This is a genomic window from Agromyces sp. NPDC058484, assembly GCF_042720415.1.
Taxonomy (GTDB): Bacteria; Actinomycetota; Actinomycetes; order Actinomycetales; family Microbacteriaceae; genus Agromyces.
The window spans coordinates 18166-41499 of the sequence record NZ_JBHXMP010000011.1 but is presented as its reverse complement, the minus strand read 5'-3'; the positions used below and the strand labels follow the sequence as shown (position 1 = coordinate 41499).

The 23334-nt window shown below is 69.0% G+C and carries 29 protein-coding genes; 13 read left to right on the top strand and 16 right to left on the bottom strand.

Annotation, left to right across the window (positions count from 1 at the left end; genetic code table 11):
- Nucleotide 1: 1 nt before the first annotated feature.
- Together ACFWN7_RS10560 and ACFWN7_RS10555 are read right to left on the bottom strand one after the other, a co-directional pair.
- Nucleotides 2–280 carry a CDGSH iron-sulfur domain-containing protein gene (locus ACFWN7_RS10560; RefSeq protein WP_376938761.1) on the bottom strand — a complete coding sequence of 93 codons (279 nt, stop codon included), beginning with the start codon at nt 278–280 and terminating at the stop codon, nt 2–4.
- Nucleotides 277–1284, bottom strand: a complete 1008-nt coding sequence (locus ACFWN7_RS10555) for an iron-containing redox enzyme family protein (RefSeq protein ID WP_376938838.1) — start codon at nt 1282–1284, stop codon at nt 277–279. The genes ACFWN7_RS10560 and ACFWN7_RS10555 overlap by 4 nt, the downstream gene beginning before the upstream one ends.
- A gap of 211 nt (nt 1285–1495) precedes the next feature.
- Here ACFWN7_RS10555 and ACFWN7_RS10550 point away from each other — a divergent pair, with 211 nt between their 5' ends.
- Nucleotides 1496–2413 (top strand): DNA-3-methyladenine glycosylase family protein, encoded by a 918-nt coding sequence (locus ACFWN7_RS10550; RefSeq protein WP_376938760.1) that lies wholly within the window; start codon nt 1496–1498, stop codon nt 2411–2413.
- Between the two features lie 67 nt (nt 2414–2480).
- On the opposite strand, the gene ACFWN7_RS10545 is transcribed toward ACFWN7_RS10550, so the two are convergent.
- From ACFWN7_RS10545 to ACFWN7_RS10535, 3 genes are all read right to left on the bottom strand, one after another.
- Nucleotides 2481–3344, bottom strand: a complete 864-nt coding sequence (locus tag ACFWN7_RS10545) for a carbohydrate kinase family protein (protein WP_376938759.1) — start codon at nt 3342–3344, stop codon at nt 2481–2483.
- A 175-nt stretch (nt 3345–3519) separates the two neighbouring features.
- Nucleotides 3520–3996, bottom strand: a complete 477-nt coding sequence (locus ACFWN7_RS10540) for an SRPBCC domain-containing protein (RefSeq protein WP_376938758.1) — start codon at nt 3994–3996, stop codon at nt 3520–3522.
- Nucleotides 3993–4349 carry an ArsR/SmtB family transcription factor gene (locus tag ACFWN7_RS10535; protein WP_376938756.1) on the bottom strand — a complete coding sequence of 119 codons (357 nt, stop codon included), beginning with the start codon at nt 4347–4349 and terminating at the stop codon, nt 3993–3995. The genes ACFWN7_RS10540 and ACFWN7_RS10535 overlap by 4 nt, the downstream gene beginning before the upstream one ends.
- 226 nt (nt 4350–4575) lie before the next feature.
- Here ACFWN7_RS10535 and ACFWN7_RS10530 point away from each other — a divergent pair, with 226 nt between their 5' ends.
- Nucleotides 4576–5550, top strand: a complete 975-nt coding sequence (locus ACFWN7_RS10530; RefSeq protein WP_376938755.1) for a hypothetical protein — start codon at nt 4576–4578, stop codon at nt 5548–5550.
- Nucleotides 5551–5621: 71 nt separating this feature from the next.
- On the opposite strand, the gene ACFWN7_RS10525 is transcribed toward ACFWN7_RS10530, so the two are convergent.
- On the bottom strand, nt 5622–6998 hold the full coding sequence (locus ACFWN7_RS10525) for a pyridoxal phosphate-dependent decarboxylase family protein (protein ID WP_376938754.1): 1377 nt from the start codon (nt 6996–6998) through the stop codon (nt 5622–5624).
- A gap of 227 nt (nt 6999–7225) precedes the next feature.
- Here ACFWN7_RS10525 and ACFWN7_RS10520 point away from each other — a divergent pair, with 227 nt between their 5' ends.
- Nucleotides 7226–7978: a DNA/RNA non-specific endonuclease gene (locus ACFWN7_RS10520; RefSeq protein WP_376938837.1), complete on the top strand. Its 753-nt coding sequence runs from the start codon at nt 7226–7228 to the stop codon at nt 7976–7978.
- Nucleotides 7979–8005: 27 nt separating this feature from the next.
- Here ACFWN7_RS10520 and ACFWN7_RS10515 read toward each other — a convergent pair whose 3' ends face one another.
- Nucleotides 8006–8590 (bottom strand): hypothetical protein, encoded by a 585-nt coding sequence (locus ACFWN7_RS10515; protein WP_376938753.1) that lies wholly within the window; start codon nt 8588–8590, stop codon nt 8006–8008.
- A 130-nt stretch (nt 8591–8720) separates the two neighbouring features.
- On the opposite strand from ACFWN7_RS10515, the gene ACFWN7_RS10510 reads away from it, so the two are divergent.
- On the top strand, nt 8721–9563 hold the full coding sequence (locus ACFWN7_RS10510) for a DNA/RNA non-specific endonuclease (RefSeq protein ID WP_376938752.1): 843 nt from the start codon (nt 8721–8723) through the stop codon (nt 9561–9563).
- Between the two features lie 48 nt (nt 9564–9611).
- Here ACFWN7_RS10510 and ACFWN7_RS10505 read toward each other — a convergent pair whose 3' ends face one another.
- Both ACFWN7_RS10505 and ACFWN7_RS10500 read right to left on the bottom strand, forming a co-directional pair.
- Nucleotides 9612–9986: a type II toxin-antitoxin system VapC family toxin gene (locus ACFWN7_RS10505; RefSeq protein ID WP_376938751.1), complete on the bottom strand. Its 375-nt coding sequence runs from the start codon at nt 9984–9986 to the stop codon at nt 9612–9614.
- Nucleotides 9983–10192 carry a type II toxin-antitoxin system VapB family antitoxin gene (locus tag ACFWN7_RS10500; RefSeq protein WP_376938750.1) on the bottom strand — a complete coding sequence of 70 codons (210 nt, stop codon included), beginning with the start codon at nt 10190–10192 and terminating at the stop codon, nt 9983–9985. The genes ACFWN7_RS10505 and ACFWN7_RS10500 overlap by 4 nt, the downstream gene beginning before the upstream one ends.
- Nucleotides 10193–10354: 162 nt before the next feature.
- On the opposite strand from ACFWN7_RS10500, the gene arr reads away from it, so the two are divergent.
- The gene (gene arr / locus ACFWN7_RS10495) at nt 10355–10765 is read left to right on the top strand and encodes an NAD(+)--rifampin ADP-ribosyltransferase (protein ID WP_376938749.1); all 411 of its coding nucleotides are present in this window, start codon (nt 10355–10357) and stop codon (nt 10763–10765) included.
- Between the two features lie 24 nt (nt 10766–10789).
- On the opposite strand, the gene ACFWN7_RS10490 is transcribed toward arr, so the two are convergent.
- On the bottom strand, nt 10790–11701 hold the full coding sequence (locus ACFWN7_RS10490; protein WP_376938748.1) for an alpha/beta hydrolase: 912 nt from the start codon (nt 11699–11701) through the stop codon (nt 10790–10792).
- A 173-nt stretch (nt 11702–11874) separates the two neighbouring features.
- Nucleotides 11875–12351 (bottom strand): MarR family winged helix-turn-helix transcriptional regulator, encoded by a 477-nt coding sequence (locus ACFWN7_RS10485; RefSeq protein ID WP_376938747.1) that lies wholly within the window; start codon nt 12349–12351, stop codon nt 11875–11877.
- A gap of 78 nt (nt 12352–12429) precedes the next feature.
- Between ACFWN7_RS10485 and ACFWN7_RS10480 the strand changes: the two genes are divergently transcribed.
- Nucleotides 12430–12879 carry an SgcJ/EcaC family oxidoreductase gene (locus ACFWN7_RS10480; protein ID WP_376938746.1) on the top strand — a complete coding sequence of 150 codons (450 nt, stop codon included), beginning with the start codon at nt 12430–12432 and terminating at the stop codon, nt 12877–12879.
- 416 nt (nt 12880–13295) lie between these two features.
- Here ACFWN7_RS10480 and ACFWN7_RS10475 read toward each other — a convergent pair whose 3' ends face one another.
- Nucleotides 13296–13571 (bottom strand): hypothetical protein, encoded by a 276-nt coding sequence (locus ACFWN7_RS10475; protein ID WP_376938745.1) that lies wholly within the window; start codon nt 13569–13571, stop codon nt 13296–13298.
- A gap of 145 nt (nt 13572–13716) precedes the next feature.
- Between ACFWN7_RS10475 and ACFWN7_RS10470 the strand changes: the two genes are divergently transcribed.
- A complete protein-coding gene (locus ACFWN7_RS10470) occupies nt 13717–14193 on the top strand; it encodes a GNAT family N-acetyltransferase (protein ID WP_376938744.1) in 477 nt (158 codons plus the stop codon).
- A gap of 177 nt (nt 14194–14370) precedes the next feature.
- On the top strand, nt 14371–14733 hold the full coding sequence (locus ACFWN7_RS10465) for a hypothetical protein (RefSeq protein ID WP_376938743.1): 363 nt from the start codon (nt 14371–14373) through the stop codon (nt 14731–14733).
- 156 nt (nt 14734–14889) lie between these two features.
- Here ACFWN7_RS10465 and ACFWN7_RS10460 read toward each other — a convergent pair whose 3' ends face one another.
- A complete protein-coding gene (locus ACFWN7_RS10460) occupies nt 14890–15297 on the bottom strand; it encodes a RidA family protein (protein ID WP_376938742.1) in 408 nt (135 codons plus the stop codon).
- A gap of 394 nt (nt 15298–15691) precedes the next feature.
- Here ACFWN7_RS10460 and ACFWN7_RS10455 point away from each other — a divergent pair, with 394 nt between their 5' ends.
- Genes ACFWN7_RS10455 through ACFWN7_RS10445 form a run of 3 tightly spaced genes read left to right on the top strand, consistent with a single transcriptional unit; the run spans nt 15692 to nt 18689 of the window.
- On the top strand, nt 15692–16732 hold the full coding sequence (locus tag ACFWN7_RS10455) for an efflux RND transporter periplasmic adaptor subunit (RefSeq protein ID WP_376938741.1): 1041 nt from the start codon (nt 15692–15694) through the stop codon (nt 16730–16732).
- An 11-nt stretch (nt 16733–16743) separates the two neighbouring features.
- Nucleotides 16744–17463, top strand: a complete 720-nt coding sequence (locus ACFWN7_RS10450; protein ID WP_376938836.1) for an ABC transporter ATP-binding protein — start codon at nt 16744–16746, stop codon at nt 17461–17463.
- Entirely contained in the window at nt 17460–18689 is a 1230-nt protein-coding gene (locus ACFWN7_RS10445) for an ABC transporter permease (protein ID WP_376938740.1), read from the top strand. Before ACFWN7_RS10450 ends, ACFWN7_RS10445 begins: the two co-directional genes overlap by 4 nt.
- A gap of 423 nt (nt 18690–19112) precedes the next feature.
- Here ACFWN7_RS10445 and ACFWN7_RS10440 read toward each other — a convergent pair whose 3' ends face one another.
- Nucleotides 19113–19442, bottom strand: coding sequence for a type II toxin-antitoxin system PemK/MazF family toxin (locus ACFWN7_RS10440; protein WP_376938739.1), 330 nt, complete (start codon nt 19440–19442; stop codon nt 19113–19115).
- Complete coding sequence (locus ACFWN7_RS10435; protein WP_376938738.1) at nt 19439–19660, bottom strand: antitoxin MazE family protein; 222 nt, start codon at nt 19658–19660, stop codon at nt 19439–19441. The genes ACFWN7_RS10440 and ACFWN7_RS10435 overlap by 4 nt, the downstream gene beginning before the upstream one ends.
- 99 nt (nt 19661–19759) lie before the next feature.
- Between ACFWN7_RS10435 and ACFWN7_RS10430 the strand changes: the two genes are divergently transcribed.
- Complete coding sequence (locus tag ACFWN7_RS10430; protein ID WP_376938737.1) at nt 19760–21382, top strand: FAD-dependent monooxygenase; 1623 nt, start codon at nt 19760–19762, stop codon at nt 21380–21382.
- Between the two features lie 431 nt (nt 21383–21813).
- Entirely contained in the window at nt 21814–22731 is a 918-nt protein-coding gene (locus tag ACFWN7_RS10425) for an NAD(P)-dependent oxidoreductase (protein WP_376938736.1), read from the top strand.
- A 47-nt stretch (nt 22732–22778) separates the two neighbouring features.
- Here ACFWN7_RS10425 and ACFWN7_RS10420 read toward each other — a convergent pair whose 3' ends face one another.
- The gene (locus ACFWN7_RS10420) at nt 22779–23270 is read right to left on the bottom strand and encodes a GIY-YIG nuclease family protein (RefSeq protein ID WP_376938835.1); all 492 of its coding nucleotides are present in this window, start codon (nt 23268–23270) and stop codon (nt 22779–22781) included.
- Nucleotides 23271–23334 lie beyond the last annotated feature (64 nt).

The window sequence follows — 23334 nt, the reverse complement described above, 5'->3', positions numbered from 1 at the left end:
TTCACTCTTGGACCGGGGCGTTCGCCTCGAACGTCACGGCCGGGGTCTGCGCCGGCGCAGTCGTGCGGAAACCGACGAGCTTGTGCGACCCGTCGCAGAACGGACGGATCGCCGACGCGCCGCAGCGGCAGAGCGCGAACGTGCGGCGGTTCGGCTGCACGGGCTCGCCGTGGTCGTCGAACAGTGCGAGCTCCCCGCGCACCAACAGCGGGCCGTCGGGGCAGGCCGTGATCGACACCGGGCGGGCGGGTTCCGGTCGAGCGGATGCCTCTGCGCTCATGTCAGCGGCCTCCTCAGCACGGATTCCCCGCGCTCGAACCGCTCCAGCAGGCCGCCCCACAGCCGGCCGTCGACGGCCAGGCACGCCGCGGCGCCGAAGAGGACGTCGCCTTCGAGGTGCGGCTCAGCGTCGACGAGGGAGCCGGCGAGGTCGCGGGCGGCGAGCTGCTCGTGCACCGCGTCGGCTTCGACGTGCTCATCGAAGTAGTCGGTGACGTCATCGCCGAAGCCGAGCCGCCGCAGCCCGTTGGCGTAGGCCCGGCACGGCAGCGACGAGGTCATCTCGTACGCGGCGAGGTGGCCGACGATGGCGCCGCGAAGACGCCGGTGCAGCCCGAACAGCGACATCAGGTTCATCGACGTGTAGACCGTCACGGGCACATGGTCGGCGTAGGCGCCGTAGCGGTCGTCGAGCCCCGCGCCGCGCAACGCGTCCGCGAAGATCGTGGCGTGCAGGCGCTCGGGCCGACCGCCGCCGTATTCGTCGGCCTGGATCTCGACGAGGGCCGCCTTCGCGCGGGCGTGCAGCCGCGGTATCGCCCAGCTGTGCGGGTCGGCCTCCTTCAGCGTGTAGATCGAGCGGCACGCGAGGATCTCTCGCACCTGCTCGGCGGTCGCCGTCCGTTCCACGAACGCCGAGAGGCCCGGCCCGTCGTCGGCGGCTCCGACGAGGGCGAAGAGCGCCTCGGAGACGCCGCGGGTGGCCACCGGCTGCGGCACGGAGTGGCGCAGCGCATCCTCGAACTCGCGCTCGAGGGGCACGCGCACGGCGAGCAGGCGCGGATCCCACTCCCAAGTGTCGGGCACCCCCTCGAGGCCGCCGTAGTGCAGTTCGTACATCAGGAAGAGCGCGAGCTGCACGTCGTCGTCGAGAAGGAGGTCGTCGGATGCCGCGAGTGCTTCGGTCGCCGTCACGGCCAGGCCGCCCACCGGCGCGTGCTCGGGGCCGGTGAGCTGGGAGATGAGCGCCTCGGAGACCGGCCCGCGCGGCGCGGGGAGCGCCATCGGGCGCATGGCGCCACCGGGACTCGCGGCGTCGGTGGCGACGCGGGCCGCGGTGCTGGTCGGGGCGACGGTCGCGGCGGCGCCGGATCGTGGCTCGGCCGTGATGGTCATGGCAGGCCCCCTCGCTCGAGATCTCTTCTCCACAACGTAGGGAGGGCGGGGCGACTCCGTCAGGGGCTTGACTGTCAGCACGGTGGTGCACACTGGAGCGGTGATCGCCGAACATGCCCTGACCTGGAGTCCGCGGCATCCGACCGATCTGATGCAGACCATCGGTGCGCTGCGGCGAGGACCCGGCGACCCCACCTTCCGTCTCGACGCGGCCGGCGCGGTATGGCGCACGACGCGCACCGACGAGGGCGCCGCGACGCTCCGGTACACGCAGCCTGCCGCCCACGAGCTGCGCTGCGAGGGCTGGGGACCGGGCGCCCGGGCGGCGGTGGCGGCGGCACCGTCGGTGCTGGGCGAGCGCGACGATCCGGCCGGCTTCGTGCCGGGCATCCGCCTGCTCGACGACGCGCACCGGCGCAATCCGGGCCTGCGCATCCCGCGCAGCGGCCGCGTGTTCGAGGCGCTCGTGCCGGCGATCCTCGAGCAGAAGGTGATCACCCTGCAGGCGCACGAGTCGTGGCGCAGGCTCATCTGGCGCTTCGGCGAGGCGGCGCCCGGCCCGGTGCCGCGCAAGATGGCGGTCGTGCCCACGCCAGAGCAATGGGCGTCGATCCCCACCTGGGAGTGGCACCGCGCCGGCGTCGACCCGAGACGCGCGCGCACCATCGCGAACACCGCGCGGTACGCGGCGCGCCTCGAGGAGGCGGTCGGCATGAGCCCGCCGGATGCCGCGGCGCGCCTCACCCTCATGCCCGGCATCGGCGCGTGGACCGCCGCCGAGGTCGCCCAGCGCGCGCTCGGCGACGCCGACGCCCTCTCGGTGGGCGACTACCACCTGTCGAACTACGTCGGCCATGCCCTCTTCGGCCGCGACATGACCGACGACGAGATGCTCGAGGCGATGACGCCGTGGGCCGGGCACCGCTACCGCGTCGTGCGGCTGCTCGGTGCGGCCGGGGTGCGCGGGCGCCCGCGGCGCGGACCGCGCATGGCGTTCGTCGACCACACGGGTCGCTGACGCGACCGGGACGCACGCTCGTGTCGGGGGCCGTGCGTGTCGGGGGCGTGCGCGCCGGCCCGCGGGATCACGCCCCGAGCAGCGCGTCGAGGTTCGGGTGCAGATGGCGGGTCGTGAGCACGGATGCCGCGTGGCGGGCTCCGGCCCGCAACGCGTCGGGCAGCGGCGACCCCGCGAGCGTCGCGTCGAGCACGCCCGCCATGAACGCGTCGCCCGCGCCGTTGGTGTCGAGGACCTCGACGGGTTCGGCCGCGACGTGGTGCCGCGACATCCGCTCGTCGACCGCGACCGCACCCTCGGCACCGAGGGTGCACACGACGAGCGAGGCGCCGCCCTCGATGCAGCGTTCCATGAAGGGCAGCGGGTCGTCGCCGATGCGGTCGGCGTTCATGAAGATCGCGTCGGCGGCCTCGATGAACGGGCGGTGGAAGTCGGCCTCGCCGTCGTAGTCGTGGATGTCGGTCCAGATCGGGCGGCCCGTGACACGGGCGGACGGGATCAGCCGGCGCGACAGCGGCGCGAGGTCGAGCACGATCGCCGCGGCATCCGTCATCGCATCGACCACCTCGCGGGGCGGATCGTCGTCGCGGTCGTCGGGCGTCGCGAGGTACAGCGAGACGCGTTCGCCCGCGGGCGTCATGAGGTTGAGGTGTCGCTCGGTCCTGCCGCCGTCAGTTGCGATCAGCTCGACGCCCGCGGCGGTGAGCAGTGCACGAACGCGCTCGCCGGCCTCGTCTGAACCGAGAAGCGTATGCAGCACGGCGCGCCGGCCGAGACCGGCGAGCCCGAGCGCCTTTCCCGCGGAGGTGCCGCCCACGGTCTCCCAGTCGCCGAGCGCGAACTGCATGTGCGGCACGGGCTCGGGCAGGCGGTCGAGCAGGGCGATGCGATTCCAGGAGGCGGGCCCGGCGATGAAGACGTGGTCGGTCACCCGTCCATTCTGGCGGCTGGAGGGGCGGGCGCTGCTTCGAGCCACTCCGCCTCGAACGTCGGATGCCGCAGGCCCGCGCCGACCGCCTCCGGCACGTCGTTCGCAGGATGAGCGCTGGGACAGGCTCACTGGGGGCGGTGAACCGGCGCTCATCCTGCGAACAGTGGGCTCGGAGTCATTCGCGCACCAGGAACGCCTCGATCCGGTCGAACGCGCCGACCCACACCTCGGTCTGGAAGAAGTCGCGGATCTCGGGCGTCGGGAACCCGGTCTGCTCGACGGTGACGAGCGTGCCGTCTCCGTCGGGCTCGAAGGTGACGACGACGTGCGTCGTCATGGACTGCCCGCTCGGGTCGCTGCCGGTCGACTCGGTGACGAGCCGGTGCGGGCGGTCGATCTCGAGGAACGTCTGCTCCTCGCGGAAGAGGGTCGCGCGGTTCGGCCCCCAGACTGCGTGCTGCTTGCCGCCGACGCGAAGGTCGACGTCGATCTCGACGACGCCGGGCTCCTCGTCGAGGATCGAGAACCAGATCTTCTGCTTCTCGGCGTCGGTGTACGCGTCGAAGACCTCCTCGGGCGCCGCGGGCAGTTGCCGCGTCATCCGGAGTCCGATGGTCTCGCTCGACTGCTGGGTGGTGCTCGTGTCGTTCACTGTTCTGATCCCTTCTCATTCTCATTCGCTCCGTTGCGGAGGGTGAAGTAGGCGTCGAGACCGTCGAGTCGGCGCTCCCAGAGCCGTTGGTAGAAGCCGATCCATGCCATCACATCGTCCAGACGCTCGGCGCCGAGTCGGACCTGACGTGCGCGGCCGACCTTCTCGGTCGCGACGAGGCCCGCGGTCTCGAGCACGTCGACGTGCTTGCGGATGCCGGTGAGCGTCATGCCCGACGGCCCCGCGAGCTCGGTGATCGTGGCCGGCCCTTCGCCGAGCCGGGTCAGGATGCCGCGGCGCGTCTCGTCGGCGAGGGCGGCGAACGCCCGATCGAGAGCTTGTTGCTGAACCATGTGGTTCAGTGTACAACACTGAACCGAAGAGTTCAATGTTTGCTAACCGATCTCCATAGTGAACAGAGCGATCGCCTCGAGTTCCATGAAGCACTCACTGGTCTACATGTCCCCCCGCGCTTCTGGTCTCGCCCCGGTACATGTCTTTTCGCCGAATGCGAAAGTGCCGCGACCTCCGATCGCTAGAGTTCGGGTTAGACCGGACACGCTATAGAAGGGACCCGCCTTGGATTTCTGGACCTCAGTGTGGGTCGCCGTCGTAAGCGGTGTCGTGCTGTTTCTTCTGACTGTCGTCCCGTACGACCTGCTCACACGCTCAAAGCGAGCCACGGGCCCAACCATCAAAGACAGCAGCGTGACCTCGGGAGACGGGCCCGTCGTAACGATGAACGGCGACGGCGATGGCGACCGGTCCGCGAAGGTGAAGTACAACCACACCGAGAAACACGTGACGAACAAGAACAGCACGACGATCAACAATCCACCACTCGCCGCCAGCGAGGACGACACGACCAACACGATCGGGATGATTCTCGGCATCCTCGGGGCCGTGATCGTCACCGCCGTGCTGTTCGTTCTCTACTTCCAGATTCTGTTCTGGATCTACGTGCTCGCCACTGCGGTGGTACTCGGCCTTATCGTAAACGTCGTCACCGCCGGCGTACGCGCGCACGGGTGGAATCAACCCGCCAAGACTCTGACGGCGCTCACGGTGGTCACAGCAACCGCGATCACACTGAGTTGGATTGGCATCTTCACCACCGTGCGAAACGTCCTGCATGTCGAGGCGATGCAACGGACGATCGTCACGACCCCGAATCCGGCAGGTACGAACCGTGGAATGTTCCAGCGTCTGGCCGACCAGGTGCAACTGTTCCTCGACGTCTATGGCATGCCGGGCGTGTCGTTCGCGGTTCTGCTGTTCCTCGGGGTCGCAGCGGCCGGGGTGCTCCTCGTGCTCCTGGTCACGGAAGCGCTCGAGTACCGCCGCTACATCGCCGCAATCGACGGCCGCATCCCCAAGAAGAAGGCCCGGAAACGGGCGCTTGCCCACGGGACACGAAGCGGCGGGCGCCTGGCGGTCGTCTGGGGCGGAACCGTCGCGGTAGCTGCGATCGCGCTCATGTGCTCCAGCGGACTGGCTTTCGACCTGATCCAAGCTGTGCAGGCCCAACGCATCAACATCGCCACCGCGCCGTAACGCACGACGCGAACATGGTGGAGGGGGACCGCCGCGCAGCGCCGCTGAAGTCGCGGGCCCGCGGCATCCGTTCACATCGTGTCGAGGATCCCCACCAGCTGCTCGAACGTGGTCGTGGGGTTCACGATCGCGAACCGCGTGTTCGGGCGGCCGGCGTGCGAGCTCGGCGTGACGAACGCGCGCTGCGACTCGAGCAGGCGCGACGACCAGACGTTGTAGTCCTCGCGTGACCAGCCGTCGCGCTCGAACACCACCACCGAGAGCTGCGGGTCGCGCACGAGCCGCAGGTGATCGCGCGAGGAGATCTCACGTGCGATGTCCTGCGCGAGCTGCAGCGAACTCGAGATAGCGTCGCGGTAGGCGGCGCCGCCGTAGGTGGCGAGCGAGAACCAGAGCGGCAGGCCGCGGGCGCGGCGCGTGAGGTGCGCGGCGTAGTCCGACGGGCTCCACTCGCTCGTCTCGGTGAGCGTGTCGAGGTACTCGGCGTGCTGCGTGTGCGCGCGGCGGCCGGCCTCGGGGTCGCGATAGATGAGCGCGCACGCGTCGAACGGCGCGAAAAGCCACTTGTGCGGGTCGACGATGAGCGAGTCGGCCGACTCGACCCCCGCGAACCGGTCGCGCGCGAGCGGCGAGAGCATCGCGGCGAGCCCGTACGCGCCGTCGACATGCAGCCAGAAGTCGAACTCCTGTTTGAGGGCGGCGATCGAGGCCATGTCGTCGACGATTCCGAAGTTCGTCGAGCCGGCGGTGGCGACGACGGCGAAGACGGATGCCCCGTGCTCGTCGAGTGCGGCCCGCACCGCGTCGCCCCGCAGCATCCCGTCGGCGCCGGGGGCCACCGGCAGCACGTCGACGTCCATCACGCGCGCCGCGGATGCGATCGAGGAGTGCGCCTCGGCGCTGCACACGACCTTCCAGCGGCCCGGGGCATCCGTGCCCGCCTCATGAAGGAGGAAGCGTGCGTGCTCGCGGGCCGCGACGAGCGCAGACAGGTTGCCGAGCGTGCCGCCCTGCACGAACACGCCGCCCGCCGACGCGGGCAGCCCGAACTCGCGCGCGAGCCAGGCGAGCACCTCGTTCTCGGCGTGCACGGCCCCTGCGCCCTCGAGCCAGGATCCGCCGTAGACCGCGCTCGCCGAGACGACCAGGTCGAACGCGGTGGCTGCCTTCGTCGGCGCGGTGGGGATGAATGAGAGGTACTGCGGATGGTTCGTCGTGAGGCACGCGGGCGCGAGCACGTGCTCGAAGAGGGCGATCGCGCGCGTGGCGCCGATGCCGTGCTCGTCGATCGTGCGTCCTGCGAGCCGGTTCAGCTCGAACGGCGAGATGGGCTTGTCGAGCGGGGTGTCGCTCGCGAGCATGCGTCGGCGGGAGTAGTCGAGCACGAGGTCGACGATCTGCGCCGTCTCGTCGGTGACGGCGTGCATGCGGGTGGCCGGTGACGTCATGGCGGGGGGTCCTCTCGTGGCGGCTGCATCCATCCAAGCACCGGCTCGGTGGCACCCCTGACCCAACCGGGACGATTCGGGTGTAGAACGAACTGAGGAACACTCAGTGGGAGGACATCATGAACGCGGATGAACGAGTGGAACCCTCAGAACCCTCCGCACCCGGCGACGCGCTCGTGCAGGTGGCCACGGGATTCGATGCGGGGTTCCTCGGGGTCGACGCCACGATGCCGCGCGTGCCCGAGGCGCTGGCCGCGGCATCCGTCGTGCTCGATTACCAGCACTTCACGGTCGTGCTCGACACCGGGAGGCGCCTCGCCGCGGTGACCGGCGTGAACATCGACGGCGCGCGGCTCATGCAGGTTCCGCGCGACGACCGATGGATCTTCGACGACCGCGTCTCGGAAGACGTGCAGGCCGGACCGGAGGTCTACGCTCGCAACGACCTCGACCGCGGACACCTGGTGCGGCGGAACGACCCGGTGTGGGGCGATGCCGACGTCGCGAACCGGGCGAACACCGACACGTTCCACTTCACGAATGCGGCGCCGCAGGCGTCGGGGTTCAACCAGTCGAAGGAGCTGTGGGTAGGGCTCGAGGACCACGTGCTCGAGCACGCCCGCGTGCACGATCTCAAGCTCAGCGTGTTCACGGGCCCCGTGCTCGAGGAGGACGACCCGCCGTACCGGGGCATCCGGATTCCGCTGAAGTTCTGGAAGATCGCGGCGTGGAACACGGGCGAGGCGCTCGCGACGACGGGCTTCGTGGTCGACCAGTCGCCGCTCGTCGACGTCGACAAGCTCCCACGGGTGCCCGGGGCGGTGCCGCCGCTCGGGCCGTTCCGCACCTTCCAGGTTCGGATCGCCGACATCGCGGAGCTGACCGGCCTCAGCATGCCCGAGCTCGTCGACGCCGAGCACCTGCCGCGTTCCGTCACGGGATGGCGCCCGCTCGAGTCGGCCGACGACATCCTGGTGTGATCGGGCGGTGCTGGCGCGCTGCGGGCGCTATGACGCGAACGCTGCGACGAACGTCAGGAAGTCGCTGTAGCTCACGTAGTAGAGGATGCCGTCGCGGTAGACGAAGCCGCGGCCCGGGTAGCTGGCGTCCGGTAGATCGGGTCCGTCCATGAACTCCGCCGCCAGGTCGTCGCGCTGCACGTAGCCCTCAGCTGCCAGCTGCGCACGGGTGGACTCCCACGCCGCCGCCTCCATCGGCAACTGCCCGAGGACCACCATCACATCGCCCGAGTTGCCCCACAGGCAGACGACGCCCTCCGCAGACATCGTGTGCAGGAGGGGATAGTCCCAGCTCTGCGGCGTGAAGTCCCTGGCTGAGAGGTTCGAACCCGCGAGGTCGGCGTAGCCCGCCTCGGTGAGCACGGTGTCGCAGCTCGCCGGCTCGGCCGCAACGGGGGTCGGCGAGGGCGGCGTCGGCGTCGGAGTCGGTGTCGCCGAGGGCCCCTGCGTCGCGGCGGGCGTCGACGGATCGGCTTCCGCCATCGGCGTTGCTCCCGCACCGGTGCATCCGGCGAGTCCGAGAGCCAGCATTCCTGCACAGATCGCCGCGGCCGCGCGCTCTCGTCTCGTCATGCGCCAAGGCTATCGGCGGATCCGGTCCTGAGAATCAGCGCCTCCACTGATGCGGCAGGGTGCGTGCTCGTTCCCGCCCTCGCCCCGATCTCTGCTGGCGCGTGTCGGCGGTTCGTGGTCGAGTGGGGGCATGGGCTTCGACGCGCGGTTCCTGGGGGTGAGCGCGGCGATGCCGCGTGTGGGAGGGGCGGACCCTTCGACAGGGCTCAGGGACCGTGCCGCGGCATCCGTCGAACTCGACGCTGCCGTCCATCTTGACTACGTGCACTTCACCGTTGTGCTCGATACCGCGAGGCGGTTCGCGCGGGTCACGGGTGTGAACATCGACGGGGCAGCCCTCGTCGAGATCGAGCGCGGCGACCAGTGGGAGCTCGACGAGCGCATCCCGGCCGACTGGCAGGCGGGGCCCGAGATCTACGCGCGCAACGATCTCGACCGGGGGCACCTCGTGCGGCGCCGCGATCCGGTGTGGGGGAGCCGCGAGGTCGCGACGCGCGCGAACGCCGACTCGTTCCGCTACCCGAACGCGGCACCGCAAGCGTCGGAGTTCAACCAGTCGAAGGAGCTCTGGCTCGGGCTCGAAGACCATGTGCTCGAGCACGCCCGCGCGCATCGGCTGCGGCTCAGCGTCTTCACCGCACCCGTGCTCGCCGCCGGCGATCCGCCGTATCGCGGCATCCGGGTGCCGTTGCGGTTCTGGAAGATCGCGGCGTGGAACACGGGGGTCGAGCTCGCGGCGATCGGGTTCGTCGTCGACCAGGCGCCGCTCGTCGATACGGAGGAGCTGCGCGAACCCGCGCCGGGCGAGGTGCCGCCGCTCGGGCCGTTCCGCACGTTCCAGGTGCCGATCGGCGACATCGCCGCACTCGCGGGCCTCACGATGCCCGACCTCGTCGCCGCCGACCGGATGCCGCCGACCGTCGCCGCGGCGGGATGGCGGCGTGTCGAGACATCCGACGAGATCCTGCTGTGACGCGCTTCAAGCTCTGATCGGGTGACCCGCCCGCGCTGAGCGTTCCTCTCAGGGGCTCTCGCCGTCGTGGGCGAGTCCGTGTTGGACAGCGACCGATCCAAGTCGCTTGTCGCGCGTCCACAGGAGGGCACCGGTTGTCAGCATCGTCGCAGCCAAGAGGTGCGCGTCGACGTATCCGATGCCGAGGCCGAACAGATGTCGGCTGTCGATCAGCGTCAGCACCTCGACGTCCGTCGCGACGGTCGCCTGCGGGAGGTTGTGGAGCAACCCGAGAAGCTCACTGCGGTGCGAGAGGTGGCCGAGGGCGAGTTCGCCGGTCACCCACGGATGCGCCAGCACGTGGCCGTCTTGGAGAAGCGCGACGAGCTCGGGGTTGCCGGTACGGAGATGGTCGATCCAGATCGACGTGTCGACGAGGATCACGCAGGGGTCGTCTGCCGCCGCGGGACCGGCTTCGCGCCAGGCTCACTGCCTGCCAGCTGAGCGAGCCGACGCGCGCTTTCACGCTCGATCAATGCACGCAGGGCCTGACGAACAAGAGCGGTCTTCTCGGTGGTTCCGGTCAAGCGCTGTGCTTCCGCGACGAGATCATCATCAAGGGCGAGGGTAGTTCTCACGGTAGCCTCCATGCACGTCATGCATCATCGAATGATGATTCTACACGTGCCTCCGTGTCCCGGTCGGGGATCCCGCGGCGGGACGCTTCCTCTCCTTCAGCGCAATGAGGAACGACGGCCGATCCGGTTCGGTGCCTGCTGTGCTTACGGATGTCGTCCGCCTAGGCTGTGGCAGTGAGCCAACCGCTGGACGAGGGGCCGTTCTTTCACGGCACGAAGGCCGATCTCCGGTACGGTGATCTCCTTACGCCGGGATTCCGGTCGAACTATCGTCCCGAAGTGGTGATGAACCACATCTATTTCACCGCTCTTCCCGACGGCGCCGGACTCGCTGCGGAACTCGCGGCCGGTGACGGTGCCCCGCGCGTCTATGCCGTCGAGCCGACCGGACCGTTCGAGGACGACCCGAACGTGACCGACAGGAAGTTTCCCGGCAACCCCACCCGCTCGTACCGCAGCAGTGTCCCACTCAGGGTCGTTGGCGAAATCACCGATTGGACGAGACAGACTCCCGAGGCGCTGCAGGCGTGGAGACAACGGCTGGCAGCGCTCCGCGCCGACGAGCGAGGCGAGATCATCAACTGACATGATGGCGCTGCACGGTCGCCTTCACTGGCCGAGTTGGCCGTCGAGCCAGACACGCAGGTCGTCGCGTGCTGCACTGGCCAGGGGCGTCGCGTGCCCTGTGAAGCCATGAGGCGCGGCGGGGTAGACCCGCAGGTCGACGTCGACGCCTGCTGCGGAAAGCAGCACGGCCATGGCGAGGTTGTCGCGCAACAGGATGTCCTCTTCTCCGACCATGATCAGCACCGGTGGGAGGTTCGCCAGGTCGGCGTAAATGGGGGAGATGTCCGGGTGGGTGCGGTCGGGCGCAAGGCCTGCGTAGGCTTCGATGAAGTACTCGTCGCTGATCAGGCGTCCGCTGGGTGTCTGCCCGCTGAGGTCGTAGGTTCCGAACTGCAGCACGGCGGCGTTGAACGCGGCCACGCCGCGATCACGGAGGCGAACGAGGGTGGTCATCGCCAAGGTGGCGCCCGCGGAGAACCCGCCGATAGCGAGGCGACGCGTTCCGAATCTGCCGACCGCGTTTGCTGCGAGCCATAATGCTGCGGTCTCGCAGTCGTCGGGCGCCGCCGGCCACGGATCTTCTGGTGCGAGCCGGTAATCGACGCTGACGACCACGATGCCGAGCGTGTCGGCCAGCTCACGGTTGCGGACATCGGTTCCTGCTGCGGAGCCCATGTAGAACCCACCGCCATGGATATCCAAGAACACACCCCTGGGGGCGGCCGACGTCGGGAAGTGAATCCTCACCGGGACCGTGCGGTCGCCGTGGTCGACCACTTCGACGACCGCGGGGGGACACGATGGGGTGGGAGGTTGCGCCGCATCGCGGATCGACTGGAGCTCGATCCAGCTGCCCGGGCCTCGGCCAATGCCCCGCTTCTCAGAGAACGCGCGGGTCGAGTCGACCAGCGGAATCAGCCGAGGGTCGAACAACTGCGACAGGCCGAGCTTCATGAACCCACCGTAACGAGCCACTCTCCTTGACCGGGACGCTGAGAGATCGTGCCGGACCGATCCCCGATGCTGTGCACGAGCACGGCGCACGGCCCGTCGGCGAAATCAGATTCGGTGAAGCGATCACGGCGACGCCGCGGCGGAGCTCCCGCATGACCGACCCAATCGCGCGCTCAACCACGGGAGCCGTCCGTGTTCGCTGCAGTGCGAAGCTCCTCGGCCGCCGCGCGAAACGCCGGAGCGGCATGAGCGAAGTAGTCGAACAGCAGTGCGCGCTGTTCAGGGGTGTAGCGGGCGAGCACCTCGGCGATCCGCCCGCGTGCCGGATCGACGACGTCATCGATCTCGGCGTAGCTCGTGTGAACCGGCTCGACCATCACACGCCGACGGTCCGCGGGGTCCGCGCCGCGCCGCACGTAGCCTGCCCGCTCGAGTCGGTCGATGAGGCGCGTCGTCGCTCCAGTGGTGAGGCCCGTGCGTGTTGCGAGTTCGCCAGAAGTGATCGCACCCTCGAGAGAGATCAGGCTGACTGCGTACCACTCGGTCGGATGCAGCCCGACGGCCTGAGCGCCGGCGAGGCCGTGTAGGCCCACCGCATCGAGGTACTCGCGGTAGATCTGCTGCTCATCGGTGGGCGTCGGATTTGCCATTCGGCTCCCTCTCCACTACTTTAGTTGCATGCGTGCAGATAATGCACGCCTGCAACTAGTCTAACGAGCGGAGGAACTGTGTCTGCAACACGGGATCGGGGTGCCGTCACCGCCGTCATCGCGTCGCTCATCGAAGCGTGGGCGAATCACGACGCCGACGGGTACGGCGCTCACTTCACCGAAGACGCGACGTACGTCACGTTCGTCGGCACCTACTACCGCGGGCGCAATGACATCGTCCAAGCGCACCGGCACCTCTTCGAGAAATTCCTCGGCGACACCAAGCTCGCCGACGAAGTGCTCGATGTGCGATTCATCGGATCCGACGCCGTGGTCGTCACCAGCCTCGGAGACACGTACAAGGGCGCCGCGCCCCGGAAGCTCGACAAGGTGCAGACGTACACCCTCGTTCGCGAGGCGGACGGCCAGTGGCGCATCGCCGCATTCCAGAACACGAAGCGCCGGCGAGTGATGGAGCGGATCCAGTTCCGGTTCGCCCCGGGCACGATCCCTGCGGAGCAGCGATGAGATCGCCCACCGACTCGCCGCGGAAGACCCTGCTGACGCCGAGATGGATCAAGTCGCCCTGTCGGTCGCGGTGCAAGGAGGCTGGTGGTATCGAGGGGAGACCACCGTCGTCACCCACCCCGCAGATGCCTGATCACGCGGCGGATCTACGACGTCTCGGCATGGCTTGCCCTGGATGGAGCGGTTCGCGTCAAGAACTCCGCTTCGCACCGCTCGCGCCGACGTCGCAGCGAGCCTCTCGGATGCCGCGGCCAAGCTCGGCGCAAGCGGTACCTGCTCTGAGGTTCGCTGCGAACCCCGCCTGAGAAGATGCCCGGTGACGGGGGACTATGCGACTGACCCCACGGACGGCTATAGGGCCACATCCGGAAATCGTGGACGGCGCACGTTCAACGGATTGTTCCGGATGGGATCGGCTACTCGGCCACGCGACTGCGACGGCCAAGCGCGAACCCCACCACACCGCCCAATCCGATGAGACCGCCGCCCGTGACGGCGGCGCCGACGACTGCAGTCTGCGCCAGCACCACGAAGCTACCTGGGACGAACACCGAATCGGGCAGCGGCTGGTAGGCGAACCATCCGAACGATGCGGGTGCTTGGCTCGACACGACAACCAGCAGAGCTCCACCGACGACGAGAACACCCGAGAGGATGAGCGCGACAAGTACTGTCCCGGACATTCGCTGCATGTCGTCACCCTACTGATCGACGTCTCCAACGCGACCCCGATCAAGGATCGGTATGCGGTCAGGACGTTGTCCCGGTGCAGCCGTGGCCGCATTGGTCCCCGCGCCTTCCGTTTGCGCGGCGTCAGCACCGTGTCAGCATGGCTTGGTGACGAAGGTGACTGTGCGCCGTATGACTCCGGCCGAGTTTGACCAGTGGCAAACCGCGATCGCAGAGGAATACGCGGACGAGCAGGTCGCTGCTGGCCGATGGCAACGCGAAGGGGCAGTGCAACGTGCTCGCGACGAGAACGCGCGGCTACTCCCTCAAGGGCTGGAGACCGCGCGAATGCTTGTTCTTCGCGGCGTCGATACCGACGGCGAGCCTGTCGGCGGTGCCTGGGTGGACCTTGATCACCCGCGTGGTGCACCGGATGTTGCACTCCTCTATGACATCGAGGTCATCGAGACGAGGCGAGGACGCGGACTCGGCCGTGCTCTCCTCGAGGCCGTCGAGGATGCAACCCGGCAAGCTGGCGCAGTTGCCTTGGAGCTGAACGTCTTCGCACGCAACCACACGGCCACTGCCCTTTACAGTTCATCCGGGTATGAAGTCGTCACGCAGCAGATGCGGAAGTCGCTCTGAAGTCGCGCGGACCAAGAGCGAACCTGCCGAGGCACTCATTGCCGACGCGCTTGGTGTGCCCGCTGACCATCCTCGATTGTGACGAGCCGAGTTATGAGCGTTGTCATCCAAGACGTCACTGGCTTCGAGTAGTTCGGAAATGCCGGCGATGTCGGAGCGCTGGGTTAGCTTGACCGCATGTGGATGAGCCCTGTCGAGATTCCGCCCGCTGACCTCGTGCCGTCGTGGATCGAAGCGATCGCAACGGCGGTCGGTGTTGTCCTCGCCCTGGCGGCTATCGTCGATTCGATTCCTCGCGGGAACCTTGGCACGCCGGTGGTCGGCGAAGTTTCGATCCAGTACGGGTGGACGCCTGGAGGCGGCCGGCTCGAGCGTCGTTACGAGGACTCGATGCGTTACGACCTGACCGAGTACCCCAAACTCATTCCGCTGCCGAGGCAAGGCTCGTCAGGGAGCGGAACTTCGGCCGAGGCGCAGCAGAAGAACGTTGTCCACGCTTTGCGCGCGATCGCGATGAACGTTGCAGAGATTCGGCGCTGAAGCTCGATCGCATACCGAATCTCGGTGGCCCCACGAGAACCCGCCCAGTCCCACTGGTTCCGAGTGGGCGCCGCCCGCAGAGGGATGCTTGGGTTCAGCGGGCAGGTAGCGAGAACCAGTGGCGCGGCGGGTGCCCTCCGGCATGAGGTTGGATGTTCAGTCGACGACGGCTGCGATTGCTTCGATCTCGACGAGTTGGTCGGTGTACCCGAGCACCGTGACCCCCATCAATGTGCTCGGCACGTCGTGCTCGCCGAACGCGTCACGCACCACGTGCCAGGCGGCACCGAGATCCGCTCGATCAGACGACGCGACGAGCACACGGGTGCTGATCACGTCTTCGATCGTCGCGCCTGCCGCGGCGAGGGCACGCGTCATCGTCTCGATGCAGGCGGCCGCCTGACCGGCGTAGTCGCCGACTGCGGCAGTGCTTCCGTCATCGCTGAGCGGACACGCGCCGGCGAGGAATATCAACCGCGCATCCTGTGGCGCCGTCGCCGCATAGGCATACTCGGCGATGGAGGAAAGCGTCGACGTTCGGATCAGCTCCACAGAAGTCGGCATGCACCGATCATGGCATCCGCCTGACGCTGCGCCTCATCCTTCACCCGGCGCATAGGGGCGACGGACGAGTTCCTTGGATCGACGAGAGGTAGCGGCCCATCCCGCCGCCTTCGGGTTTCCAAACGCAATATGTTCGTGTCTCGCCCGCTGGCGTACTCGTGTTGATCTTCGTGCCTCAACTTGTCAACAGCTGAGCGCGGTAATCCGCCCCCCACGAGGGATCCCGTGTGCGAGGCCGCCGCACCGTGGCCGCTTCTGGGGACCGCGCAGCAGCCCGCCGCGCCGTCCAAGAACCTCATCCCACCCTGTTTCCGGAGCGCCGTCTCCGTTCTCTAGGGTGGGAGAAGCCGAGCGCGCCCTTGTCCGCGCTCGGCGACCCGAATGAAGGAGTGCAATGGGCGTCTGGCGCAAGTGGATCTTCCCGAGCATCCGAATCGTGCTGGTGGTGGTGATCGCCGTCGCGCTCGCGAAGCTGGCGTTCTTCCCCGATCGCGCACCGGCGCAACTGGGTGCGTTCCCGACCGGCACCACCGAAGAGGCGACCATGCCCGTGCAGCGCGGCTCGATCGCGAATGACGTCGTGCTCACCGGCACCGTCAACGCCGATGACGCGGTGCCGGTCAAGGCGACGGGAACCGGCACGGTCGACGAGGTGTTCTTCACCGTCGGCGCTGCCGTGCACGAGGGTGACAAGCTCTTCGACATCAAGGTGGTCGATGAGCTGGACCCCACCACGACGACCGGCCCCGACGGCGTCCCCGTGGTCACGATGCCGGCGCCGAGCCATCACTTCGAGAAGGTGTTCGCCGCGGCATCGGGCACGCTGTCGTCGCTCGACGTGTTGCCAGGCCAGGCAGTGTCGGTCGGGCAGGTCTCCGGAAAGATCGCGCCGCCGAGCTTCAACGTCACCGCTTCGATCGCTCCTGCGATGCAGTACCGGTTGAAGCAGCGGCCCAGCGTGGCGCAGGTCGTGATCTCCGGCGGGCCCGCCCCGTTCACATGCACCGGCCTGACGATCACGACTCCGCTGAGCGGAGGAGGCCAGGGCGGCGAAGACGGCGTGGTTCCCACCGCCGCCGGCACGGCCGCCGCCGCGACGGTCACGTGCAGAGTGCCGGCTGACGTTCGGGTGTTTCCCGGTCTCGCTGCCGAGGTGACGATCTCGGCGGGTGCCGCGAGCGATGTGCTCGTCGTGCCGTCGACCGCCGTCGAGGGCGGTGCGGAGACCGGGGTCGTCTGGGTAGTGGGGTCCGACGGCGGCCACGCCGAGCGACCGGTCACGCTCGGTCTTACCGACGGCAAGATGGTCGAGATCGTCGAGGGTCTGGCCGAGGGTGACACGGTGCTCCAGTTCGTGCCCGGTGCGGTTGCGCCTCCCGAGGGAGCCTGCACGACCCTGCCCGATGGTTCCACCGCGTGCATGGAGGGCCCGTGAGCGCGCTGCTCATGGCGCGGGATGTGACGCGCACCGTCGACGTCATCGATGGCGATCCGCTCACGATCCTCGCCGGCATCGACCTCGAGGTCGATGAGGGTGACCGGATATCGATCGTAGGACGCTCGGGGTCGGGCAAGTCGACGCTGCTCAACGTGCTCGGCCTGCTCGACGCGCCGAGCTCCGGCGAGCTGCATTTTCTCGGCGAGAATGCCATGCGGCTCCGCGGCGCAGCACGAGATCGCCTGCGCGGCCGGGAGGTCGGCTTCGTGTTCCAGCAGTTCAACCTGTTGTCGGGCCGGACGGCGCTGGAGAACGTCGCAACGCCGCTCTACTACGCCTCCGGACGCTCGTTCTGGCAACGCGAGCGGATCGCCCGCGAGATGCTCGAGCGGGTCGGGCTCGGCGAACGAGCCGCCCAGCTTCCCTCGCGGCTGTCGGGCGGTGAGCAGCAGCGGGTCGCGATCGCCCGGGCACTCGTGCGCCGCCCCCGGCTCATTCTCGCCGATGAGCCGACCGGCGCCCTCGACCTGGCCACCGGGCAGACGGTGATGGAACTCATCGAGGATGTCGCCGCCGAGACCGGCGCCGCGCTCCTGACCATCACCCACGACCCCGCGATCGCGGCGCTGGCCTCGACGCATCTACGCCTGGAGAACGGGCGTTTGCTGACGGATGCCTCGGCCGCCGAGTCATCCGACAGCGAAGACCTGCAGGAAACTGCCGCATGAACGTTCTCGGAACGCTCCTCACCGCGGTCGTGAGCTCGCTCGCCGAGGCGTGGGAGGAACTGCGCATCCACAAGGGTCGGGTGCTGTTGTCTCTCGTCGGTGTCGCCGTCGCCGTGTGCGCGCTCACGACCGTCGTGGGCGCGGGCACGGTGGCCGAGCAGATGTCGCGCGAGGTGAACGAGCGCAACAGCGGCAGACCGGCGACGATCACGTTCTCGGCGCACACGCAGTCACCGACCGGGCAGCTCGACACCGCAGCGCTCGACGCCGCCTGGGCGGAGTCCCTCGCCCGGCACGAGATCACCTACGCGAGCCGGGTGAGCAGCGCGATGGCGAACGTGCAGTACGCAGACGGCGTGTCGCAGACGGCACTGCAACTCGTCGACGTGCCCTATGGCGAAATGCGCCGGGTGCGTCTTCTCGACGGGGCATGGTTCGTCGATCGCGACGTGCGTCGGCTCGCGCCTGCGGTGGTCGTGAACGAGGTGGTCTGGAACCGCCTCGGACGGCCGGCGATCGCCACGCATCCGATGCTCGAGTTCTCCGGCTCGGGTGTTGACGCCGTCATCGTCGGCGTGACCCGCGTGCAGAGCCAGTACGACATGGAGAGCGCCTACGTTCTGGCCGACGCGTTCCCGAGGCTCGGTGTGGCGGTCGACCCGATGATGATGGGCTCGGCGAACTACGAGATGTGGGTACCGCCCGAACACGCTGACGGGCTGATGCAGGCCGTTTCCAGCGAGGTGAAGGCAACGCTCGGCGAGGGCACGAGCTTCGACGGCTGGCGCGGCGACTACGGCGCGTGGCCCGAGGACCCGTTCCTCGTGATGAAGCTCGTGGTCGTCGGCGTGGCCGTGGTGATCCTGTCGCTCGGCGCGCTCGGCCTGGTGAACATCACCCTCGTGACCGTCCGCACGCGCATCCGCGAGATCGGGATTCGGCGCACGTTCGGCGCGACGGGCGGTCGCGTGTTCTTCGCAGTCATGCTCGAGAGCGTCGTCGGCACGTTCGTCGCCGGCATCGTCGGCGTGGGCGTCTCGATCGCGCTCGTGCGCAGCCCGCTCCTCGCGATGCTGTTCGGATCCTCGCCCGACGATGTACCCGGGTTTCCGGTCGATGCCGCGGTCGTCGGCATCGCAGCAGCGACCATCGTCGGTGCACTCGCGGGCCTCGTGCCGGCTCTTACCGCGGTGCGGGTGAAAGTGATCGACGCGATCCGGTTCTAGTGAGGATTGGGCATCTCATCGCCGGACGACGGGGGGTGGGTCGTCGGGATCCTCCGCTACGCAACCGTACGAGCGGCGGTCGAATGCCGCGCCCCTCAGGAGCAGCACATGCATTCCGGTAGCCGAGCTGGCCGAGGCTCAATTCTGGTGGACGGGAGCAGCGAGTTCGACGACCTACTCGCCTTCACCGAGAGCGTCGACGCTTCCAGCACCGAGGACGCACGTGAGAAAGCCGAGCCGAGGCCGGGGTCGGCTTCGATATCGATGCGCTGAAGAAACGCGGCCGCGGTCGACCGGGCCGAGGCGCCGAGCCTTCTCAGGTCGCCGCGCTGCACCTGGTTCGCGAGCTCCGAGAACTTCACAACTTGGTGGGCACCCCGCCGAACGATCCGTTTGCGACATCGCGCCGCCGAGCGAGCCGGCTCAATCGGCTAGCCCGAGAAATACGACAAGGGCGCGGTCCAGCCGAACCAGATCGGCATCGGCCAGTTGGCCGAGGCGGTCACGCATGTTCAGCCGCGGCATCGTCGTGACCTTGTCGACCATGATCTGACTTGGCTTCTCGATCCCCGTGGTGTCGGTCGGCTCCACCGCGATCCGGACAAGCGGCGCCTCGACCGGATTGGTCGTCAGCGGGCACACCGTAACCGAAGCGGTTGAGTCAAACCGATCGTCCTGGACGATGACCACACGTCTCGGCTTGCCGGTGTAGGCACCACGCGCAGCTGCGATATAGATGTCGCCCCGCCTCACTCGCCGGGCTCCGCCTCGTCCCAATCGACAGATATGGCATCAACGAATGCCTGGTCATCGGCTTCATGCTCGCTCGCCGCGACGGCAGCCGACTGGCGGTGAGCTTCCGCGGCGAACTCCGGAGCCCGAACGTCGGGCACCCAGATCTGAACAGGCCGGAGGCCCTGCTCGCGCAAACGCCGGCGATGCTCGCGTACCCGCTCTCGTGTGCTTGCCATGCGCCAATGTTACATGTAACAAAGTGGTCGCCAACTGGCCCGCGGCACATTCCCTGAGCATCCTCGACGGCGGATGCCGCGTGGTGCCACAGTGAAGGCATGGCGCAGGCCGCTTCCGAAGAGCTCCGCACCGACGTGCTCATCGTCGGCGCCGGGCCGAGCGGGCTCATGCTCGCCGTCTGCCTCGCGAAGCTCGGCGTCGACGCGATCATCGTCGACGGCAAGACGGGACCCACGCGCGAGTCGCGCGCGCTCGGCGTGCAGGCCCGGTCGATGGAGATCTACGACCAGCTCGGTCTCGTCGACCGGGTGCTCGCGGAGCGTGCGCCGGCGGTCGCAGTCGCGCCCGGATCCGGCCGTCGCGTGTTCGGACGGATCGAGTTGCGAGCGGCGGGCGAGGGCGTCTCGCCGTACACCGAGATCACAGTGTTCGAGCAGAGCAGGAACGAGCAGCTGCTCGCCGACACGCTCGCCGAGCTCGGCCGACCCGTGCGGTGGGGACACGCGCTCGAGCGACTCGAGGTCGAGCCCGCGGCACCCGGCACCGCGGCATCCGTCACCGCGGCATCCGGCACCGAGGCATCCGGCACCGCGGCACCCGGCACCGCGGCACCCGGCACCGAGGCATCCGGCACCGCGGCACCCGTCACCGCGACCCTCTCGGGCCCCGACGGCGAGGTGATCGTGCGCGCCCGCTACTGCGTGGGCGCCGATGGGTCGCACTCACCGGTGCGCGAGGCACTCGGCATCCCGTTCGAGGGCATCACGAACGCGTTCACCTTCTATATCGCGGATGCCGCGGACGTGACGGGCCTCGCCGAGGACGCGATCAACCTGCGGTTCACGACCGAGCATTTCCTGCTCGCCTTCCCGATGGGCGGCACCCGGATGCGCCTGCTCGGGATCGTGCGCGATCGCGACCTCGACGCCGGCGGCACGCTCGAGGAGGCGAACGTGCGCGCGCTCGTGCGGCGCGAGTTCGGCGTCGAGTACGGCGAGGCCACGTGGTTCACGACGTACCGCGTGCACCACCGGCTGGCCGCGCGGTTCCGGGATGGGCCGTGCTTCCTCGTCGGCGACGCGGCGCACATCCACTCGCCGGTCGGCGCGCAGGGCATGAACACCGGGCTGCAGGAGGCGCACAACCTCGCGTGCGCGCTCGCCGACGTGCTCGTCGGCGGCATGCCCGACCGTCGGCTCGACCGCTACGAGGCGGAACGACGACCGGTCGGCAGGACCCTCGTCGCGACCACCGACCGCCTCTTCGCGAACGTCACGTCGGAGTCGCGGATCGCGCGCCTGCTGCGCGGCCGCATCCTTCCGCTCATCGGGCCGATCTGGGTGCGGCTGCTGCCCCGCCTCGTCGGCGGTCGCGTGTTCGGCTACCTCTCGCAGACGCGCATCCACTACCGGATGTCGCCGCGCGCCTCGTCGCGACGCGACCCCGTCGTGGGCCGCCGCCTCCCGTGGACGGGCGGCAACTACGGCGTGCTCCGCTCGATGACCTGGCAGGTGCACGGCTATGGCGGTTACGCGCCGGAGGTGCGGCGGATCGCCGACTCGCTCGGGCTCGAGGCGCACGCCTTCCCGGCCGACCCGTACGGCCGGCTCGACCCGGGCCTCGTCTACCTCGTGCGGCCCGACGGGTTCGTGGCCGCCGCGGCATCCGCTCGGGCCGTGCCCGACGGGCCGCCCGCGTTCCGGGAGCAGCTCGCGGGCTGAGCGAACGGGTGGACGAGTCGGCCGTGAGCCGAGAGGTCGCGCGGATTGCCGGCTGGCGCGTGGCCACTATCGCAGGACCAGAGCGGTCATGGCCTCGCATACGAGGCCATGTGGCCGCTCGTCCTGTACAACGGGCGCCCTTCCTCGCGACACCTGCTCGGCCTCGGCATCGCCGCGACGATCGAGTTCCTCGGACCGCTCGCGATCGCGCTCGCCAGATCGCGATCGTCTGCGGCGCGGCCGGCACGGCCATCGCGACGCAGCGCGATCGTCCGAAGAGCGTCCTCGAACAGACCGCACAGGGAATGGTGTAGTGAGGCATCCGCTCGCTCCGTTGCCGCGCGGATGCCGCGTCCGTATCGTGGAAGCGCGGGCGCTCGTTCGGGCGTCCGCACGGAGCGCGCTTCGCGCCGACGACGTCGGGAGGGGCCATGGCGGTCATCGCGTGGATCGGTCTGGGCCACATGGGCGGGCCCATGTCGGGCAACCTCGTCGCGGCGGGGCACGAGGTGCGGGGCGTCGACCCCGATGAGGCGTGCCGGGCCGCGGCGGCGTCGCGCGGGGTCGCCGTGGTCGGCACCATCGCCGAGGCCGTGGCCGGCGCCGATGCGGTGTTCACGTCGCTGCCGCGCGGCGAGCACGTGCGCGAGGTGCTGGGCGGCGAGGGCGGCGTGTGGGCGACCGCGCCGACGTCGGCGCTGCTCCTCGACACGTCGACGGTGGATGTCGAGACCTCGCGCTACTGCCACGAGGCATCCGTCGAACGGGGGTTCCGGTTCGTCGACGCCCCGGTCTCGGGCGGCATCGCGGGCGCCACCGCGGGAAGCCTCACGTTCATGCTCGGCGGCGAGCAGGCGGACGTCGACGAGGCATCCGCCCTCGTGGAGCCGATGGCCGGGCACGTGTTCGCGGTCGGTGGTCCCACGATGGGCATCGCCGCGAAGCTCGCGAACAACCTCATGCTGTTCGTGTCGCTGCTCGGCCTCGCCGAGGGGTCGCAGCTCGCCGCGAAGCTCGGACTCGACGCCAAGAGGTTCTTCGAGGTGGCATCCGTCTCGTCGGGCGACTCCTGGCCGCTGCGCATCTGGTATCCGGTGCCGGGAGTGGTGGAGACCAGCCCCGCGAACCGCAACTTCGACGCCACGTTCACGACCGTGCTCGCCGAGAAGGACCTCTCGTTCGCGCTCGCCGCGGGGGAGGATGCACGCCTGCACCTGCCCGCGGCGCGCATCGCGCTCGACCAGTTCGAGCGGCTCATCGACGAGGGCTACGGCGGCAAGGACTGCAGCCTCATCGTGAAGTACGCCTCGGCCGACGGGCGCATCGAAGGGTTCGATCCCGAAAGCTGACGACGGGGCCGGGCCTGACGGCCCCCGGAGGGCTCGCTCTCCCGGCCTCACCCCCGCAGCGCGAGCCGGCGGCTCATCCACCGGCCGTACTCCGCCCACGGGTCGTCGATCCCGGCGCGAAGCTCCGCGATGTGCGCGAGCAGTGCGTCGTGCACGGCGAACCACTCCGTTCCCGGGAACCGGTGCGCGACGAACTGCGCGTGCCGGCGTTGTTCGAGCGCGCGTCCGCCGCGTTCGAACGCGAGCAGTTCGTCGTGCGGCAGCCTGACGAGGCGCAGTCGCGGATTCGCCGACGTGCCGATCTTGATCTGGTCGCGGAAGCGGATGTAGTAGACGACCTCGACCACCGGGCGCTCGAGCTCGTCGTCGGGCACGTCGCCGACCCGCCACTCGCACTCGGCGCAGATCCATCCCGACGGGTAGCGAACGCCGACCCTCGAGCCGCACGCGATGCACGGGCTCGGCAGCAGGTCGGTGACGCCGACCGTGCGCGCGACCCAATCGTGGGCGACGAGCAGGTGCTCGGCGCAGAGATTCAGGGGCGCGCCGGGGTCGACGGATGCCGCGCACGCACGATCGTCGTCGAGGAGGATGCTGCAGCGG

Excerpts from the sequence above, each read along its gene's own strand:
- ACFWN7_RS10560 (WP_376938761.1), bottom strand. The coding sequence starts at position 280 with ATGAGCGCAGAGGCATCCGCTCGACCGGAACCCGCCCGCCCGGTGTCG.
- ACFWN7_RS10555 (WP_376938838.1), bottom strand. The coding sequence starts at position 1,284 with ATGGCGCTCCCCGCGCCGCGCGGGCCGGTCTCCGAGGCGCTCATCTCC.
- ACFWN7_RS10535 (WP_376938756.1), bottom strand. The coding sequence starts at position 4,349 with ATGGTTCAGCAACAAGCTCTCGATCGGGCGTTCGCCGCCCTCGCCGAC.
- ACFWN7_RS10525 (WP_376938754.1), bottom strand. The coding sequence starts at position 6,998 with ATGACGTCACCGGCCACCCGCATGCACGCCGTCACCGACGAGACGGCG.
- ACFWN7_RS10520 (WP_376938837.1), top strand. The coding sequence starts at position 7,226 with ATGCCGCGCGTGCCCGAGGCGCTGGCCGCGGCATCCGTCGTGCTCGAT.
- ACFWN7_RS10515 (WP_376938753.1), bottom strand. The coding sequence starts at position 8,590 with ATGACGAGACGAGAGCGCGCGGCCGCGGCGATCTGTGCAGGAATGCTG.
- ACFWN7_RS10510 (WP_376938752.1), top strand. The coding sequence starts at position 8,721 with ATGGGCTTCGACGCGCGGTTCCTGGGGGTGAGCGCGGCGATGCCGCGT.
- ACFWN7_RS10500 (WP_376938750.1), bottom strand. The coding sequence starts at position 10,192 with ATGGAGGCTACCGTGAGAACTACCCTCGCCCTTGATGATGATCTCGTC.
- ACFWN7_RS10490 (WP_376938748.1), bottom strand. The coding sequence starts at position 11,701 with ATGAAGCTCGGCCTGTCGCAGTTGTTCGACCCTCGGCTGATTCCGCTG.
- ACFWN7_RS10485 (WP_376938747.1), bottom strand. The coding sequence starts at position 12,351 with ATGGCAAATCCGACGCCCACCGATGAGCAGCAGATCTACCGCGAGTAC.
- ACFWN7_RS10475 (WP_376938745.1), bottom strand. The coding sequence starts at position 13,571 with ATGCAGCGAATGTCCGGGACAGTACTTGTCGCGCTCATCCTCTCGGGT.
- ACFWN7_RS10465 (WP_376938743.1), top strand. The coding sequence starts at position 14,371 with ATGTGGATGAGCCCTGTCGAGATTCCGCCCGCTGACCTCGTGCCGTCG.
- ACFWN7_RS10460 (WP_376938742.1), bottom strand. The coding sequence starts at position 15,297 with ATGCCGACTTCTGTGGAGCTGATCCGAACGTCGACGCTTTCCTCCATC.
- ACFWN7_RS10455 (WP_376938741.1), top strand. The coding sequence starts at position 15,692 with ATGGGCGTCTGGCGCAAGTGGATCTTCCCGAGCATCCGAATCGTGCTG.
- ACFWN7_RS10450 (WP_376938836.1), top strand. The coding sequence starts at position 16,744 with ATGGCGCGGGATGTGACGCGCACCGTCGACGTCATCGATGGCGATCCG.
- ACFWN7_RS10445 (WP_376938740.1), top strand. The coding sequence starts at position 17,460 with ATGAACGTTCTCGGAACGCTCCTCACCGCGGTCGTGAGCTCGCTCGCC.
- ACFWN7_RS10435 (WP_376938738.1), bottom strand. The coding sequence starts at position 19,660 with ATGGCAAGCACACGAGAGCGGGTACGCGAGCATCGCCGGCGTTTGCGC.
- ACFWN7_RS10430 (WP_376938737.1), top strand. The coding sequence starts at position 19,760 with ATGGCGCAGGCCGCTTCCGAAGAGCTCCGCACCGACGTGCTCATCGTC.
- ACFWN7_RS10425 (WP_376938736.1), top strand. The coding sequence starts at position 21,814 with ATGGCGGTCATCGCGTGGATCGGTCTGGGCCACATGGGCGGGCCCATG.